This is a genomic window from Leucobacter chinensis, from assembly GCF_019049105.1.
Classification (GTDB): Bacteria; Actinomycetota; Actinomycetes; order Actinomycetales; family Microbacteriaceae; genus Leucobacter_A; species Leucobacter_A chinensis.
Genome location: NZ_JAHQZR010000002.1, coordinates 311,908 through 325,121 on the forward strand (window position 1 = coordinate 311,908; position 13,214 = coordinate 325,121).

The following is a 13,214-nucleotide window of genomic DNA, read 5'->3' on the forward strand; positions in this document are numbered from 1 at the left end:
TCCTAAGGCTTCTCGGTGAGCTCTGCCCCGCGCGCGTCTTTCTTACGCATGAGGGCAATAAACATTGCGTCGGCGTTATCACGGTGCGGCCACAGTTGCACGGTAGCCGCGTGGTCGCCCGCACCGTTCACTCGAACCGTGCTCTCGCAGAGTTCGAGCTCTTCGTGTTCGCGCAGGTGCTGCTCAATAACGTCTCGTGTTTCGTGCAGGTGCGGTGAGCAAGTCACATATGCCAGGAATCCACCGGGCGCCAGGTGTGCGGTGGCAGCCGACAAGAGTTCGCGCTGGAGGGTGTGCAGCGGTTCGACGTCAGCCGGTTTCTTACGCCACCGTGCCTCTGGCCTGCGGCGTAACGCCCCCAGCCCGCTGCACGGTGCATCAACGAGAATGCGATCGTACTGCGTTGCACCGTAAGCCTCCTCGGAGCGCCCATCGTGCGAAACGACGGTCACGACGTCGGTAAAGTCTTTCACCGACGAACGCACGAGCTCGGCACGGTGTGGGGTCACCTCGTTCGCGCGAACGGTCGCCCCGTGCTGTCTTGCGGTAGCCGCAAGTACCGCGGTTTTGCCGCCGGGCCCAGCGCAGAGATCAAGCCATGCTTCGCCATCGCGCACTGGTGCCGCTTCGGTGAGGGTAAGAGCTGCGAGCTGCGACCCCTGGTCTTGCACCTTGGCGGTAACGCCGGCACCAGTGAGCGCTGCAATAACCTGAGCTGGGTTGCCTGAGCTGAGCTCATACGCAAGCGGTGAAACACCGGTAGCGGTGAGTGTTTCACCTGCAAGCTCAGGGGTCATCTCGCCCTCGAGAATCGCGAGCTGCACTCTCGGCGGCTCGTTATTGGCGATGAGCGTCGCTTCGAGTTCGCTGCCACGATCTTCAGCGTCAAGCGCATCAGCGAGGGCGTCGACGATCCACCTTGGGTGCGAATACAGCGTCGCGAGCCGGTCTCGGTCATTGCCGATGCCCTCGACAATACGCGCTTCCCAGTCTTCGGGACTCGTGCGAGAAACCGTGCGAAGCACCCCGTTGACGAAGCCCGAGGTGCGCATTCCTGCGACTCCCTTCGCGAGTTCAACCTGTTCGTGAATCGCGGCGTGTTTTGGGGTTTCCAGCGTGACGAGTTGGTGCACGCCGAGTTGCAACACCGTGTGTACCGCCGGGTCGATCGCCGAGATCTTCCTGCCCGTAGCGAGTTCGATGATGGCATCGTACTTCCCTGCAAAGCGCAGCGTTCCCGAGGTGAGCTCGGTCGCGAAGGCCGCGTCTTGGTCGTTCAGCCGCGCCTCACGAATACGGGCTTGCAGCGCGAGGTTGGCGTAGGCGTCACGATCGGCAACGTCTCTCAGCACCTCGTAAGCAACAAAACGTGCCGGCGAGCAGTGGGGTTTCTTGCTTTGGCGTGCCCCGCTCATGAGATCACCTGCTCGCCGCCGCGACCCCGCAGCCACGCGGCCCCGTCCATTGCACCCTTGCCTGCTGGCTGCACACGGACGAGTTCTACCGGGCCAGAGGCTGTACCGAGCAAGGCCCGCTTACCGACGATGCGTGCGGTACCGGCAACGAGGGGCGCTTCGGTCTCTCCCGCTCGGATTTCGTGAAGCTTCACCGGTTCACCGTCAGCAAGCACGAAGGCTCCTGGCTCGGGGGTCACGCCTGCCCAGTGGGCCATGAAGGACTCCACGGATTCGGTTGGATCAAGTTTGCCATCACCGCGCTCAAGCTTGTGCGCATAGTTCACTTCTCCTGCCTGCGCCGTGCCCGCCTCAGGATTTGTTTCAAGCGTTTCGAGCGCCTGCAGAATGAGCGGACCACCCTCGACGGCGAGTGCTTCAAGCGCAGCGCCTGCCGTGGTGCCAGGTTCGAATCTCACCGTCGCGTTAGCAACAATATCGCCAGCGTCAAGTGCTTCAACGAGTCGGAACACGCTCAGCCCAAGCTCCTGCTCACCGTTCATGAGCGCGCGTTGCACGGGCGCCGCACCGCGCCAGCGTGGTAACGATGAGAAGTGAAGGTTCACCCACCCGAGGCGTGGCGTTTCAAGCAACGCTGACTTCAGGAGGCCGCCGTAGGCAACCACAACGCCCAGATCAGCGTTACGTTCACGAACCCACTCGGTGACCTCTTCGGTGAGCCGGTTCGCTTTAACCACGGGAATTCCGTGCTCGTCGGCGAGCGTCGCCACGGGTGACGGGGTAAGCACCCGCTTTCTTCCAAGAGGGGCATCTTCTCTCGTGATCACCCCTACAACTTCATGGCGTGAGGCCACGAGTTGATTGAGAGCCGAGGTCGCAACCTCAGGCGTTCCTGCAAACACTACCCTCATTCGAGTTCGTCTCCTTGTTCGTCAAACGCCTGTGCGTCGTCAAATCGTAGTCGCAGGGCACCTGCTGGAGCCCCACGTTTTGCGCCTTTTTTGCGTGCCGCATATGCTTTCGCTGCCGAAGATGCGGCTTGCGAGACGAGAACCGCGCGAAGCTTCGCGGCGACCTCAGCCCCCTGCGAGTACCCGAAACGCACGATGGCTCGTACGGTTGAGTCTGGTGCCGGTGTTGGCCCTAGCACGTCGAGGTTCTGAACCCCCGATACCGCGTCAAGTGCTTCTTGCACCAGCTCGCGAGCACCCGTCACGGTTGCAATGCGAACCATCGGCGGAAAACGTAGCTGCTTGCGATCCTGGAGCTCACTGCGCAGCCACTCATGTTCACGTCCGGTCACGAATGCGCGCACCATGGGCCCTGCACCGCCGGTAATCACGATTGGAGCCCCTTCTTTCGCGAGCGAGGCTGCCCCGTGCCACCAGCGCAGCGCGTCTTCGCCCGCTTTCAGCGAAGGGGCGCTCACGATTCGGTCGACATCGAGCAACACGACTGCGCGGTAGCCTCCTGCGGCGATGGGCTCAGCGCCTCGCGTGGCCACCACGACCTGTGGCCGAGCGTCGACTCGGCTTCGCTGATGGTTCCCGTCGCTCACGACAATCATTGTCTCGGGAAACATTTGCGCAAACTGCTCTGCAGTGCGCTCAGAGCCGGCGCCACGTATCTCAAATCGAGTGCCACGGCAGGTTTCGCAAGAGAGCCCGCGAGCGCTCGAACCGCACCAGCGACACGAAACGGTACCGCCAGCCGACTGCCCAAGCGGGCCGCGACAGTGTGAGCACCGCGCCATATCGTGGCACTCGCCACACACCATGACCGGCGCGTAGCCAGGAGCCGCAACCTGCACGAGCACCGGGCCCTCGAGCAGCCCCTCGCGAAGCTTCTTCGTTGCGAACTCCGGTATGCGACCAATCACCCGCTCGTCTGCGGTGAGCGAGCCCGAGTGCATGATCTTTTGCCGCCGTGCCCCCGTGGCTCCCTCAGCGAAGTAGCCCATGTCAACGAAGCGCTGCGCCTCTGCGCTCATAACATGCGCCCCAAGCAGTAGCCCTGCCCCGCTCTGCTGCGCTCGAACGAGCGCAGCATCTCTCACGTGCACGTAAGGAGCAAGCGGTTCTTCAAAGAGCGGATCGCCGTCGTTCCAGAGCAGCATCGCCCCCAGCTCATGGGCTGGAGCGTAGAGCGCAGAACGGTTACCGATGAGCAACCTCGGGCGCGCCTCAAGCGCGTTGAGAAAGCTCGTGTATCGCTCAGCAGCCGGGCGGCGGGCGTCGAGCCGAATAACCTCTTGCGCTCCAAGCGCTTTGAGCGTGTCATCGAGTTGATCAAGGTCACGGTAATCGGGCACTGCGACGATGGCACTTCGTCCAGAGGCGACCGTTGCGAGCGCGGTTGAGGCAAAGTGATAAGCCCATGCGCTCACCCACTCTCCGGTTTCGAGCCGCACGGGCGCGCCAGAGACAGTAAGAGCGAGACGTGCTCCACCACACAGCTGTTCGGCCGCGCTCACCGCCTCGGTGTTGGCGATGCGTAAGGGTTCTGCCGCTAAGCCCCCGTCGCCTTCGTTCGCCAAAGCCGAGATAGCTCCTTCTCGGTGCTGCCCACTCTCACTTTCGCACGAACACTCGCCCTCTTTCGAGGCAAAGTACGCTTTTTCGGCTCGAACGTGCCGGTTTGGCACCCCGAGACGAATAAGGTCTGCTGCACTACCGCCAGCTCTGTCGGCAACAGCCCTCACCAAATGCCACACCTCCGGCGTGAGCATGGGCACTGGCGAGACAATCTGCGAGAGTTGCGCAAGCTCGCCCTGGAACGCTGATTCATCGACGAGTTCGATGACGAAGCCAAGGCTGTCACGCTGCCGCGACCGAAGAGGCACCTTAACGCGCTGCCCCACCCGTATCTCTTGCCTCAGTGGCTCGGGCACCTCATAGTCAAAAAGATGATCGAGCTGCGGGAGCCCAGAGTCCAGGAGCACACGCGCAACCCTCGGTATTGCTGGGGTATGCACCTGAAGCTCCACCGCGCTCGCCCCTATTCGAGCCCTGCTGCAAGACGCAGCTCGTCGACCCGAGGCGTGTGCTCCCATGTAAATTCTGGCAGCTCACGACCGAAGTGGCCGTAAGCAGAGGTCAACGCATAGATTGGCCGCAAGAGGTCGAGATCACGAATAATGGCAGCCGGTCGCAGGTCAAAGACCTCGCGAATAGCTCGCTCAATCGTCTCAAGCGGAACGGTCTCAGTACCGAATGCCTCGACGTAAATGCCAACCGGCTCTGCCCGACCGATCGCGTAGGCGACCTGCACCTCAATGCGGCGAGCAAGGCCCGCGCGAACACAGTGCTTGGCGACCCAGCGCATCGCGTAGGCACCTGAACGGTCGACCTTTGAGGGGTCTTTACCGCTGAAGGCTCCACCCCCGTGGCGGGCGGCACCACCATAGGTGTCAATAATAATTTTGCGGCCGGTCAAACCGGCGTCGCCCATCGGCCCGCCAACGACGAAAGGTCCCGCAGGGTTAATGAGCAACTGCGCACCGTCTGAAGTGAGCTGAGGAACCGACTGAAGAACCGGGCGAATGACCTCCCGCTCGATGTCTTCGTGAATCTGTTCCTGGGTCACGCCTGGAGCATGCTGCGTTGAAACAACAACCGTTTCAACCGACACCGGAGTCTCGCCTTCGTAACCCACGGTGACCTGTGTCTTGCCGTCGGGGCGAAGGTACGCGAGCGTACCGTTCTTGCGCACCGCGGTGAGCTGCTCAGCAAGGCGATGTGAGAGCCAGCTTGGAAGCGGCTGCAGCTCGGTGGTCTCATCACAGGCGTAGCCGAACATGATGCCCTGATCGCCCGCCCCAAGCTGGTCAAGTTCGTCAGCCCCTCGGTTTTCGCGTGCTTCGAGTGAGGTATCAACCCCGGCAGCAATGTCAGGCGACTGCTGTCCAATAGACACTGAAACACCGCACGAGTTACCGTCAAAGCCCATCTCGCTTGAGACGAACCCAATCTCGTTCAACACCTCGCGCACGACGTCTGCGACGGCAACGTAGCTCTGCGTGCGAGCTTCACCGGCAACGTGCACGAGGCCCGTTGTTGCAAGTGTTTCAACCGCGACGCGAGATGCAGGGTCATCGCGCAGCATCGCATCGAGGATCGAATCTGAGATGCGGTCACAGATTTTGTCGGGATGCCCCTCGGTGACCGATTCTGAGGTAAAAAGTCGCAGTGCCATGGTGTGCTCCGTCTGAAGGTTCGTGCGTTACTAAGAAATAAAAGAACGCCAGCTCTCTCACAAAGATAGCTGGCGCCACTGACACTCGAGGCTGAACTCTGGGGTCAGTGTTTAAGCGAGGTTACTCCTCGTCGATCTGCGTCATCTGCAGCTTGCCCTCGACGATCTCGTGAAGAGCAATCGAGAGAGGCTTGTCATCAACCGACGAGTCAACGAGAGGGCCCACGTTGTCGAAGAGGTTTCCGTCGTGCAGATCGGTGTAGTAGCTATTGATCTGGCGTGCACGCTGCGCGGCAAACGTCACGAGTGCGTACTTTGAGTCAACGTGCTTGAGCAGCTCGTCGATGGGGGGTTCGATAATACCGTTCGACATAGTGTTCTCCTTGTTCCAACTCTCTATCTTACCTGACTGACACTGCAGCCTGAAAGCCTCACAGCATTCCAAGCTGATCGCGCACAAATACGTCACCGTATTCGGTAGTGAGACGCAGCCACGTGCGGCTTCTCGAAACGAGCACGATTTTCTGGTCGCGCAAAAACCCCATCGAGTCAAGAGCGAGTGCAGCCGCTGCAGGAATACCCGGCGCAACTTCCAACGACCAGACTGCCGCCCTCGCTTTATCGACGAGCAGCTGACCCGGGTTCTCTGGCAGCATCTGGGCAACGCGGTCAGCCCCCTGAATGGCGATGTCATGCAGAGGAGCAGCCTCGAGCGTTGCTTCTTGCTGCCACCCAGAACGTGGAGGAAGCATACCCGCCCAGGCAACAGCAAGATTTACCGGAGGAATCGGCAGAACCCATGGAGCCTCATCAATGCGAGCAAGCCGATCAAGCACCGCACGGGTCTCAACCACCGTGTCAACTGCTTCAGCGAGCGGGGCCCCGAGGCCAACCGCACGGTGCACAAGCACCAACTGCGTCGCATCGCCCAAGTGGGCGGGCGCCTGGGTGCTTCCGAATAAGGCGAGAGATCCGTTCTCTGCTCTCAGACGCACCTCTGATCCGCCAACACGATCGAGACGCTGCATGAGTTGCACGAGGTCACTCACCGCGTGTTCGTCTTCTAGAAAAACTTCGTTCACACGCACACGCTACCCCGGGCTGCTTGAGGAAAGCCCATAAACGCTGACACATTCATACTGTTCGAGACGCGGCTCGCCGCTTATGCCTCGCAAACGCGAGCATCGGCGAGAACGCATAGAATAGTGCCATTGTCAGCACTGAAGGAGGCAAGATGCTTGCTGGAGTTCCCGACCTCGGCGACATGCTCGCGGTCATCGACCTAGACGCACGCACCCGATACGACGTCTTCACCGGTCCCGCCCTCCCCACGCCCCACGGCCGCGCATTTGGAGGGCAGGTGCTCGGCCAGGCAATCGCAGCCGCCAGCGAGACACTGCCAGAGGGGCGCAAGATTCACTCGATGCACGGCTATTTCGTGAGGCCGGGCGACAGCGAGAAACGCATGACCTTTGAGGTTGCTCGTCTGCACGATGGGCGCACGTATTCGACCCGGCGCACTCAGGCCTACCAAAACGGCGAGGTACTCATGTCGATGATCTCGTCATTTCAAGACGAGAGTGCAGGCGTCGAGCACCAAGACAGCATCGACATCAACCAGTTTCCCGAGCCAGAGAGCATTCCGAGCATTTGGGATCGCTATGGTCACCTTACGCTTGACCGGCAAGCGAGCTGGATTCTCAATCGCCCCTTCGATTTTCGGCACGTCGAGGGAGACATCGTGCTCAACGTCCCTGAAAACAGGTCAACACAACACGTTTGGCTTCGCTCACGCAACGATATGCCAGGCCCCCACAGTTTTCAGTGTGCCGCGTTGGCCTTCGCGAGCGACTACCTTCTCATGGAGCCGGTCATGCGCAAACACGGTGTTCCCTGGGCAACACCCGGCATGAAGGGCGCGAGTCTCGACCACGCGATGTGGTTTCACCGCCCCTTCAAAGTTGACGAGTGGTTGCTTTACGAGATCACCTCTCCAACAGCACAGTCAGGCCGCGGTCTCTCGCATGGGCGTTTCTTCAATACAAACGGCGAGCTCGTCGCGAGCGTTTCGCAGGAAACCGCGGTGCGGTTGCCCGAAGAGTGAGCCTTCAATACAGGAAAGGGGCTGGGCGGCAGGTGTTTCCCCTGATGCCCAGCCCCTTTTGCTGTGCCTAGCGTCGCCCGAGCTTCAGTGGCTCGTCGGTCCACTTCGAAGCCGCTGCACGGGCTTCTTCGCTCAGCCGTTTCGGGCGCATCGTGGTTCCGTCGACCACAACCGCGGTCGTGACGCACCTCGCCGCAACACGCTTTTCGGGGCCGTGAGTAAAGAGCTCGCCATAAATATCAAGGCTCGCGCCACCCAAACGGCCGAGCCACAGCTCCACCGTCAACGGCTCTGACGAATACACGATCGGCTCAAGAAAATCGATCGTCTGACTCGCAACCACCATTTTCATACCGTCGGGGCTATCGTCGCGAAAGAGCTTCTCGAGGCCGGTATCTTCACGGGTGTTCCCCATGAAGAAGAGCTTGATTCGAGCTTCTTCGAAATACCTCGCGTAGGCAACGTTGTTGACGTGCTGATACGCATCCATATCAGACCAACGCTGCTGCAATTCAACGTGAATTCTCGCCATGAACGAGCCCTAGTCGCGCGTGAGTTTGCGGTAGGTAACACTTGAAGGCTTGGCTGCTTCTGGGCCGAGGCGATCAATCTTGTTTGCCTCGTAGGCCTCAAAGTTGCCCTCAAACCAGTGCCAGTTCGCCGGGTTCTCTTCGGTGCCCTCATACGCCAGAATATGCGTTGCGATGCGGTCGAGGAACCAGCGATCGTGCGTGATCACCACGGCGCAACCGGGAAACTCGAGCAGCGCGTTTTCGAGGCTCGACAGTGTTTCGACATCGAGGTCGTTCGTCGGCTCATCGAGCAGCAGCACGTTGCCGCCCTGCTTCAACGTCAGGGCGAGGTTCAAACGGTTTCGCTCACCACCTGAAAGCACACCGGCTGGTTTCTGCTGATCGGGCCCTTTGAAGCCGAACGTTGAGACATAGGCGCGAGAAGGAATCTCGGTGTTGCCAACCTGCATGTAGTCGAGGCCGTCTGAAACGACTTCCCAAACCGTCTTATCGGGGTCAATGCCGCCGCGGTACTGATCAACGTAGCTCAGCTTCACTGTCTCACCGATGCGCAGCTCGCCGCCATCGAGAGGCTCGAGGCCAACGATCGTCTTGAAGAGCGTCGTCTTGCCAACACCGTTCGGGCCGATAATACCGACGATGCCGTTGCGCGGAAGCGTGAACGAAAGACCGTCGATGAGTGTTCGCCCGTCGAATCCCTTGTTGAGGTTCTTGGCTTCCAACACGAGGTTACCGAGTCGGGGCCCCGCTGGAATCTGGATCTCTTCGAAGTCAAGTTTGCGAGTGCGCTCAGCCTCGGCAGCCATCTCTTCGTACCGTGCGAGACGTGCTTTCGACTTCGCCTGGCGGCCCTTCGAGTTCGAGCGAACCCACTCAAGCTCTTCTTTGAGTCGTTTCTGCATCTTCTCGTCTTTACGACCCTGAACTTCGAGGCGCTCGGCCTTCTTTTCAAGGTAGGTCGAGTAGTTGCCCTCGTACGGATAGAGGCGACCGCGGTCAACCTCGCAGATCCAGGTTGCGACGTGGTCGAGGAAGTACCTATCGTGCGTCACGGCCATAACGGCACCGGGGTACTTCGAAAGGTGCTGCTCCAGCCAGAGCACACTCTCTGCGTCAAGGTGGTTCGTGGGCTCATCAAGGAGGAGCAGGTCGGGCTTTTCAAGCAACAGCTTACACAGCGCTACGCGTCGCTTCTCACCACCCGACAGGTGCTTCACCTGAGCGTCTGAGGGAGGGCAACGCAGCGCATTCATGGCCTGGTCGAGCTGCGAGTCAAGGTCCCAAGCGTCAACCGCATCGATTGCTTCCTGCAGTTCTCCCATCTCTGGCAGCAGCACGTCGTAATCGGCGTCTGGGTTTGCCATCTCTGCAGAAATCTCGTTAAAACGGTCAACCTTGCCCTTGATCTCGGCAACACCCATTTGCACGTTCTCGAGAACAGTTTTCTCTTCGTCGAGCTCTGGCTCCTGCATGAGAATACCGACCGAGTAGCCGGGAGTGAGAATGGCCTCGCCATTCGAGGGAGTATCAAGGCCTGCCATGATCTTGAGGATCGTCGATTTTCCAGCACCGTTCGGGCCGACGACACCAATCTTTGCCCCGGGCAGGAAGGCCATCGTTACGTCATCAAGAATAACTTTGTCGCCGTGCGCTTTTCTCGCGCGAACCATCTGGTAAATGTATTCAGCCATATGAATTGTGGGCACACGAAGCGCCCTATCTCCTTGAAATACGTGGTCTTTGTCAGTACCTGTCTAGGGTACCTCACCGCGCCTATGAAGAGGTCACGGCTTTTCAGCACCGTTCGCCCGGCACCTCGCACCCTGCCTCCAAGGTTCGCCAGAACAATGCTTGAGCGGATCGGGGAGGGCAAGAGCCCCCACGATCACTCGTCGGTCAGCGGCTCTGTTTTTCCGATCAGGCACAGATCGTTGTCGGGGCCAACCGTGGGCATAATTTCAGCCTCGATGGTGCGGTCGGCCGTAACAATCTGACCGACGAGACACTGCTCGCCAAACCGAGCGCTCACAAACATGCTCTCGGTCTCAAGGTCGGTCTTGGTACGATCCTGCGACACCTGCATGCTCTCAACGGCAAAGCCGACGTCGATAAAGCGCTGAGCAAGTGCCCGTGACTCAAAGGCGCCTTCTTGCTTAGACGCGTCACTGAGCGTTTTCAGGAAGACCGGCAGGTTATCTTCTGCAGAGCCGCCCTCAACATACGTCGCTTCTTCATCGGGGGCTACGACGACCGGACGGTCGGGACGTTCGGGTGTCGGCCCATCAAGCAGTGAGCAACCCGCGAGCGAGACGGCAATGACAGCGGCAGACGCAACGGTCGCAGCCGACCGGAGCCCGGACTTGCGGTTTTGCAGATGTTTTTTCAGCACGTGGTCATCATATTGTCACTGGCTGAAAACAACTGTCGGAATACGCCTGACAGCTCACGATGTCTCGTCAAAAGGATCATCACTCGTTTCAGGAACAAACCAGCCAGGACCTGAGGAGCTTTCATCGGTGGCGGCTCCCCCAGCGTCAGACTCAGGGGCAAACCCGGCTTCCTCGCCTACCGCGAGCTCAGCGCCGCTGTCATCGCCCTGGACGGCGTTTGCCTGAGACGCAGTAGCTGCTGCGCCTCCCTGCTTCGCATGCGTTCGCTTCGTGAACACACTCGTACCCCACCGCAGCTCCGGCCCGAGAGCATCGGCATCAATTTCAACAGAGGTGCCGCTGCGCTCGTCTTTCTCCCACTGTTTGACGCGCAATCGACCAGAAACAATCACCCGGTCTCCTTTACTGAGGGACTCGCCGGCGTGTGTTGCAAGCGCACGAAAGGCATTGACGGTAAACCAGTTGGTGTGGCCGTCGATCCATTCTTTCTTCTCAGCGTCGTAGCGACGCTCACCATCGGCGAGACGGAAAGTACAGAGTTCTGCCCCTGAGGGAAGGGTGACGGTTTTAGGTGCAGTCGCTACGGTTCCAACGACGCTGACGCTAGTAGACATAGGGTTCTCGCTTTCTTGAGCGCGGGATCTCCCGCACCACCAGTGTTGCTAGGCAAAGGCCCCGTGCAACAGTTATGCACGGGGCCTTTGCGTAAGCACGGCGAGACCGTTCCTGTGAACGAAGAACGAGGCTACTGCGAGGCGAGCGCCGCTTCAACACCAGCGGGCGCGGGAACGCCAAGCTCTTTAGCGCGCCTTGCAAGAAACTCGGGAACTCCCGTGCGCACTCGTTCGACGTCTTCTGGCGTGCCAAAAATCTCGAAGCGATACAAGAGGGGCACCTGGAGCTTGTTCGACACAATGTCTCCAGCGATACCGTAGGCCTCGCCAAAGTTCGTGTTGCCAGCCCCAATAACGCCCCAAATGAATTGACGGTTCTGTTCGAGGTTCAAGAACTGCACGACCTGCTTCGGCACAGCCTTTGAATGCGGCCCGGCACCGTAGGTAGGAATGATGAGCACGCAGGGCTCAGTAATCTCGATCATGCCTTCAACGCGAGGCCGAAGGGGGATGCGCACCGAGGGCAGCCCTAGCTTATTGACAAAACGATGCGTGTACCCGCTCGAAGACGAGAAGTACGTAATCATGTTGCTGACTCACCTTCACTAGAGAATGTAGCTACGAAAACTCGCGCGAACCTTCTGCACTTTGGGCACCGCCACAGCGAGGCAATACGCCTGCTCAGGGTTGTTCGCGAAGAAATCCTGGTGATGCTCTTCGGCTTGCCACACGGCACCAAGGGGCGAAAGGCGGGTCACAACTTCGTCTGGATACCACTGCCTTGCACGCTCACGCGCGGCCTCGAACAGTTCTTTCTGCGCTTCACCGTCGTAAAACATTTCACTCCGGTATTGGAGGCCAATATCGGCACCCTGTCGATTGAGTTGAGTCGGGTCGTGCATCGTAAAGAATGCATCGAGCACGACTTCGGGTGGCAAGACCTCAGGGTCAAACGAAACGCGCACGGCTTCTGCGTGGCCCCCGTGACCCGCACATACCGCTTCGTAGGTCGGGTTCTCGGTCGTTCCTCCCGTGTACACCGAGTCAACCGAGGTCACCCCGCGAAGCACGCGGTAAGCCGCGTCGAGGCACCAGAAGCAGCCGCCAGCAAGCACGAAGGTTTCAGTTGTTTTCGTCATAGTGTTCTCCACCAATCATCTCTCGGAGTTACGGGTAGTTCACGCTTGTGCTGAGAACGGGAGAAGAGCGCGCTTAATCGCCCCTCATCGTCTGAGTCAACGGGCTCGCCGGTCAAAAACGCGTCAATGGCTTCATAGCTCACCCCGAGTGAGTCTTCGTCAAGGTCTCCCGGCCGTTCATCAAGCAAATCGGCTGTCGGGGGCTTCTCAATAAGCGTTGGGTCGGCTCCCAATGTTCTCAGGAGTTGTCTCCCCTGCTCTTTCGTGAGCCCGGAAAGCGGCATCACATCGGCTGCTCCGTCACCGAACTTCGTGAAATAACCAGTCAGTGCCTCAGCCGCGTGGTCAGAGCCCACGACGAGAAGATTCCGGTCGCCAGCGATCGCGTATTGCACGACCATACGCTGTCTTGCTTTGATATTGCCCTTGTTGAAGTCGGTCACGGGTTCACCCGTCGCCGAGGCAACCGACTCAACCGTCGCGTCAACAGCGTCTTTGATCTGCACCGCATACGAGACGTCGGGAGCGATGAACGAGAGGGCACGCTGCGCGTCATCTTCATCGCTCTGCACGCCGTACGGCAGACGCACTGCGTAGAACTTCGCGTCGCGCCCGTTCTCTCGCAAACGTTCGACCGCGAGCTGGCACAGCTTTCCGGCGAGCGTGGAGTCTTGACCCCCAGAAATTCCAAGTACAAAGCCTCGGTTACCGGGAATCGAGTTCGCATAATCGACGAGGAAGTCGACACGTCGCTGAATCTCAGCATGCGGTTGTACCTCGGTGGCCACACCGAGGGCTTCAGCAATGTCTGCACGTGATGTCATG

General features: G+C 59.6%; 14 protein-coding genes. 1 reads left to right on the forward strand and 13 read right to left on the reverse strand.

Annotated elements, in window-relative coordinates; genetic code table 11:
* Positions 1–2 precede the first annotated feature (2 nt).
* From KTJ78_RS03445 to KTJ78_RS03470, 6 genes are all read right to left on the reverse strand, one after another.
* Positions 3–1,415, reverse strand: a complete 1,413-nt coding sequence (locus KTJ78_RS03445; protein ID WP_217132590.1) for a transcription antitermination factor NusB — start codon at positions 1,413–1,415, stop codon at positions 3–5.
* Positions 1,412–2,326 (reverse strand): methionyl-tRNA formyltransferase, encoded by a 915-nt coding sequence (locus KTJ78_RS03450; protein WP_217132591.1) that lies wholly within the window; start codon positions 2,324–2,326, stop codon positions 1,412–1,414. Before KTJ78_RS03450 ends, KTJ78_RS03445 begins: the two co-directional genes overlap by 4 nt.
* Positions 2,323–4,389, reverse strand: coding sequence for a primosomal protein N' family DNA-binding protein (locus KTJ78_RS03455; protein WP_369807955.1), 2,067 nt, complete (start codon positions 4,387–4,389; stop codon positions 2,323–2,325). Before KTJ78_RS03455 ends, KTJ78_RS03450 begins: the two co-directional genes overlap by 4 nt.
* A 23-nt stretch (positions 4,390–4,412) precedes the next feature.
* Entirely contained in the window at positions 4,413–5,609 is a 1,197-nt protein-coding gene (metK, locus tag KTJ78_RS03460; protein WP_217132594.1) for a methionine adenosyltransferase, read from the reverse strand.
* Positions 5,610–5,730: 121 nt separating this feature from the next.
* The gene (gene rpoZ, locus KTJ78_RS03465) at positions 5,731–5,982 is read right to left on the reverse strand and encodes a DNA-directed RNA polymerase subunit omega (protein ID WP_217132596.1); all 252 of its coding nucleotides are present in this window, start codon (positions 5,980–5,982) and stop codon (positions 5,731–5,733) included.
* A gap of 58 nt (positions 5,983–6,040) precedes the next feature.
* Positions 6,041–6,691: a DUF8185 domain-containing protein gene (locus KTJ78_RS03470; protein ID WP_217132598.1), complete on the reverse strand. Its 651-nt coding sequence runs from the start codon at positions 6,689–6,691 to the stop codon at positions 6,041–6,043.
* 152 nt (positions 6,692–6,843) lie between these two features.
* Here KTJ78_RS03470 and KTJ78_RS03475 point away from each other — a divergent pair, with 152 nt between their 5' ends.
* Positions 6,844–7,713: an acyl-CoA thioesterase gene (locus KTJ78_RS03475; RefSeq protein WP_217132600.1), complete on the forward strand. Its 870-nt coding sequence runs from the start codon at positions 6,844–6,846 to the stop codon at positions 7,711–7,713.
* A 67-nt stretch (positions 7,714–7,780) separates the two neighbouring features.
* Here the strand turns inward: KTJ78_RS03475 and KTJ78_RS03480 are convergent, their stop codons facing one another.
* The 7 genes from KTJ78_RS03480 to nadE all read right to left on the reverse strand — a co-directional run bounded on the left by KTJ78_RS03480 (position 7,781) and on the right by nadE (position 13,213).
* A complete protein-coding gene (locus KTJ78_RS03480) occupies positions 7,781–8,245 on the reverse strand; it encodes an acyl-CoA thioesterase (protein WP_217132602.1) in 465 nt (154 codons plus the stop codon).
* 9 nt (positions 8,246–8,254) lie between these two features.
* Complete coding sequence (gene ettA, locus KTJ78_RS03485) at positions 8,255–9,937, reverse strand: energy-dependent translational throttle protein EttA (protein WP_217132604.1); 1,683 nt, start codon at positions 9,935–9,937, stop codon at positions 8,255–8,257.
* Between the two features lie 194 nt (positions 9,938–10,131).
* A complete protein-coding gene (locus tag KTJ78_RS03490) occupies positions 10,132–10,635 on the reverse strand; it encodes a DUF6993 domain-containing protein (protein ID WP_217132606.1) in 504 nt (167 codons plus the stop codon).
* Between the two features lie 54 nt (positions 10,636–10,689).
* A complete protein-coding gene (gene ssb / locus KTJ78_RS03495; protein WP_217132607.1) occupies positions 10,690–11,250 on the reverse strand; it encodes a single-stranded DNA-binding protein in 561 nt (186 codons plus the stop codon).
* A 131-nt stretch (positions 11,251–11,381) separates the two neighbouring features.
* A complete protein-coding gene (gene nrdI / locus KTJ78_RS03500; protein WP_217132609.1) occupies positions 11,382–11,837 on the reverse strand; it encodes a class Ib ribonucleoside-diphosphate reductase assembly flavoprotein NrdI in 456 nt (151 codons plus the stop codon).
* Positions 11,838–11,855: 18 nt separating this feature from the next.
* Complete coding sequence (gene msrA / locus KTJ78_RS03505) at positions 11,856–12,389, reverse strand: peptide-methionine (S)-S-oxide reductase MsrA (RefSeq protein WP_217132611.1); 534 nt, start codon at positions 12,387–12,389, stop codon at positions 11,856–11,858.
* A complete protein-coding gene (nadE, locus tag KTJ78_RS03510) occupies positions 12,386–13,213 on the reverse strand; it encodes an NAD(+) synthase (protein ID WP_217132613.1) in 828 nt (275 codons plus the stop codon). The genes msrA and nadE overlap by 4 nt, the downstream gene beginning before the upstream one ends.
* Between the last annotated feature and the right edge of the window lies 1 nt (position 13,214).

Excerpts from the sequence above, each read along its gene's own strand:
- nrdI (WP_217132609.1), bottom strand. The coding sequence starts at position 11,837 with ATGATTACGTACTTCTCGTCTTCGAGCGGGTACACGCATCGTTTTGTC.
- msrA (WP_217132611.1), bottom strand. The coding sequence starts at position 12,389 with ATGACGAAAACAACTGAAACCTTCGTGCTTGCTGGCGGCTGCTTCTGG.
- KTJ78_RS03480 (WP_217132602.1), bottom strand. The coding sequence starts at position 8,245 with ATGGCGAGAATTCACGTTGAATTGCAGCAGCGTTGGTCTGATATGGAT.
- nadE (WP_217132613.1), bottom strand. The coding sequence starts at position 13,213 with ATGACATCACGTGCAGACATTGCTGAAGCCCTCGGTGTGGCCACCGAG.
- rpoZ (WP_217132596.1), bottom strand. The coding sequence starts at position 5,982 with ATGTCGAACGGTATTATCGAACCCCCCATCGACGAGCTGCTCAAGCAC.
- metK (WP_217132594.1), bottom strand. The coding sequence starts at position 5,609 with ATGGCACTGCGACTTTTTACCTCAGAATCGGTCACCGAGGGGCATCCC.
- ettA (WP_217132604.1), bottom strand. The coding sequence starts at position 9,937 with ATGGCTGAATACATTTACCAGATGGTTCGCGCGAGAAAAGCGCACGGC.
- KTJ78_RS03445 (WP_217132590.1), bottom strand. The coding sequence starts at position 1,415 with ATGAGCGGGGCACGCCAAAGCAAGAAACCCCACTGCTCGCCGGCACGT.
- ssb (WP_217132607.1), bottom strand. The coding sequence starts at position 11,250 with ATGTCTACTAGCGTCAGCGTCGTTGGAACCGTAGCGACTGCACCTAAA.
- KTJ78_RS03450 (WP_217132591.1), bottom strand. The coding sequence starts at position 2,326 with ATGAGGGTAGTGTTTGCAGGAACGCCTGAGGTTGCGACCTCGGCTCTC.
- KTJ78_RS03475 (WP_217132600.1), top strand. The coding sequence starts at position 6,844 with ATGCTTGCTGGAGTTCCCGACCTCGGCGACATGCTCGCGGTCATCGAC.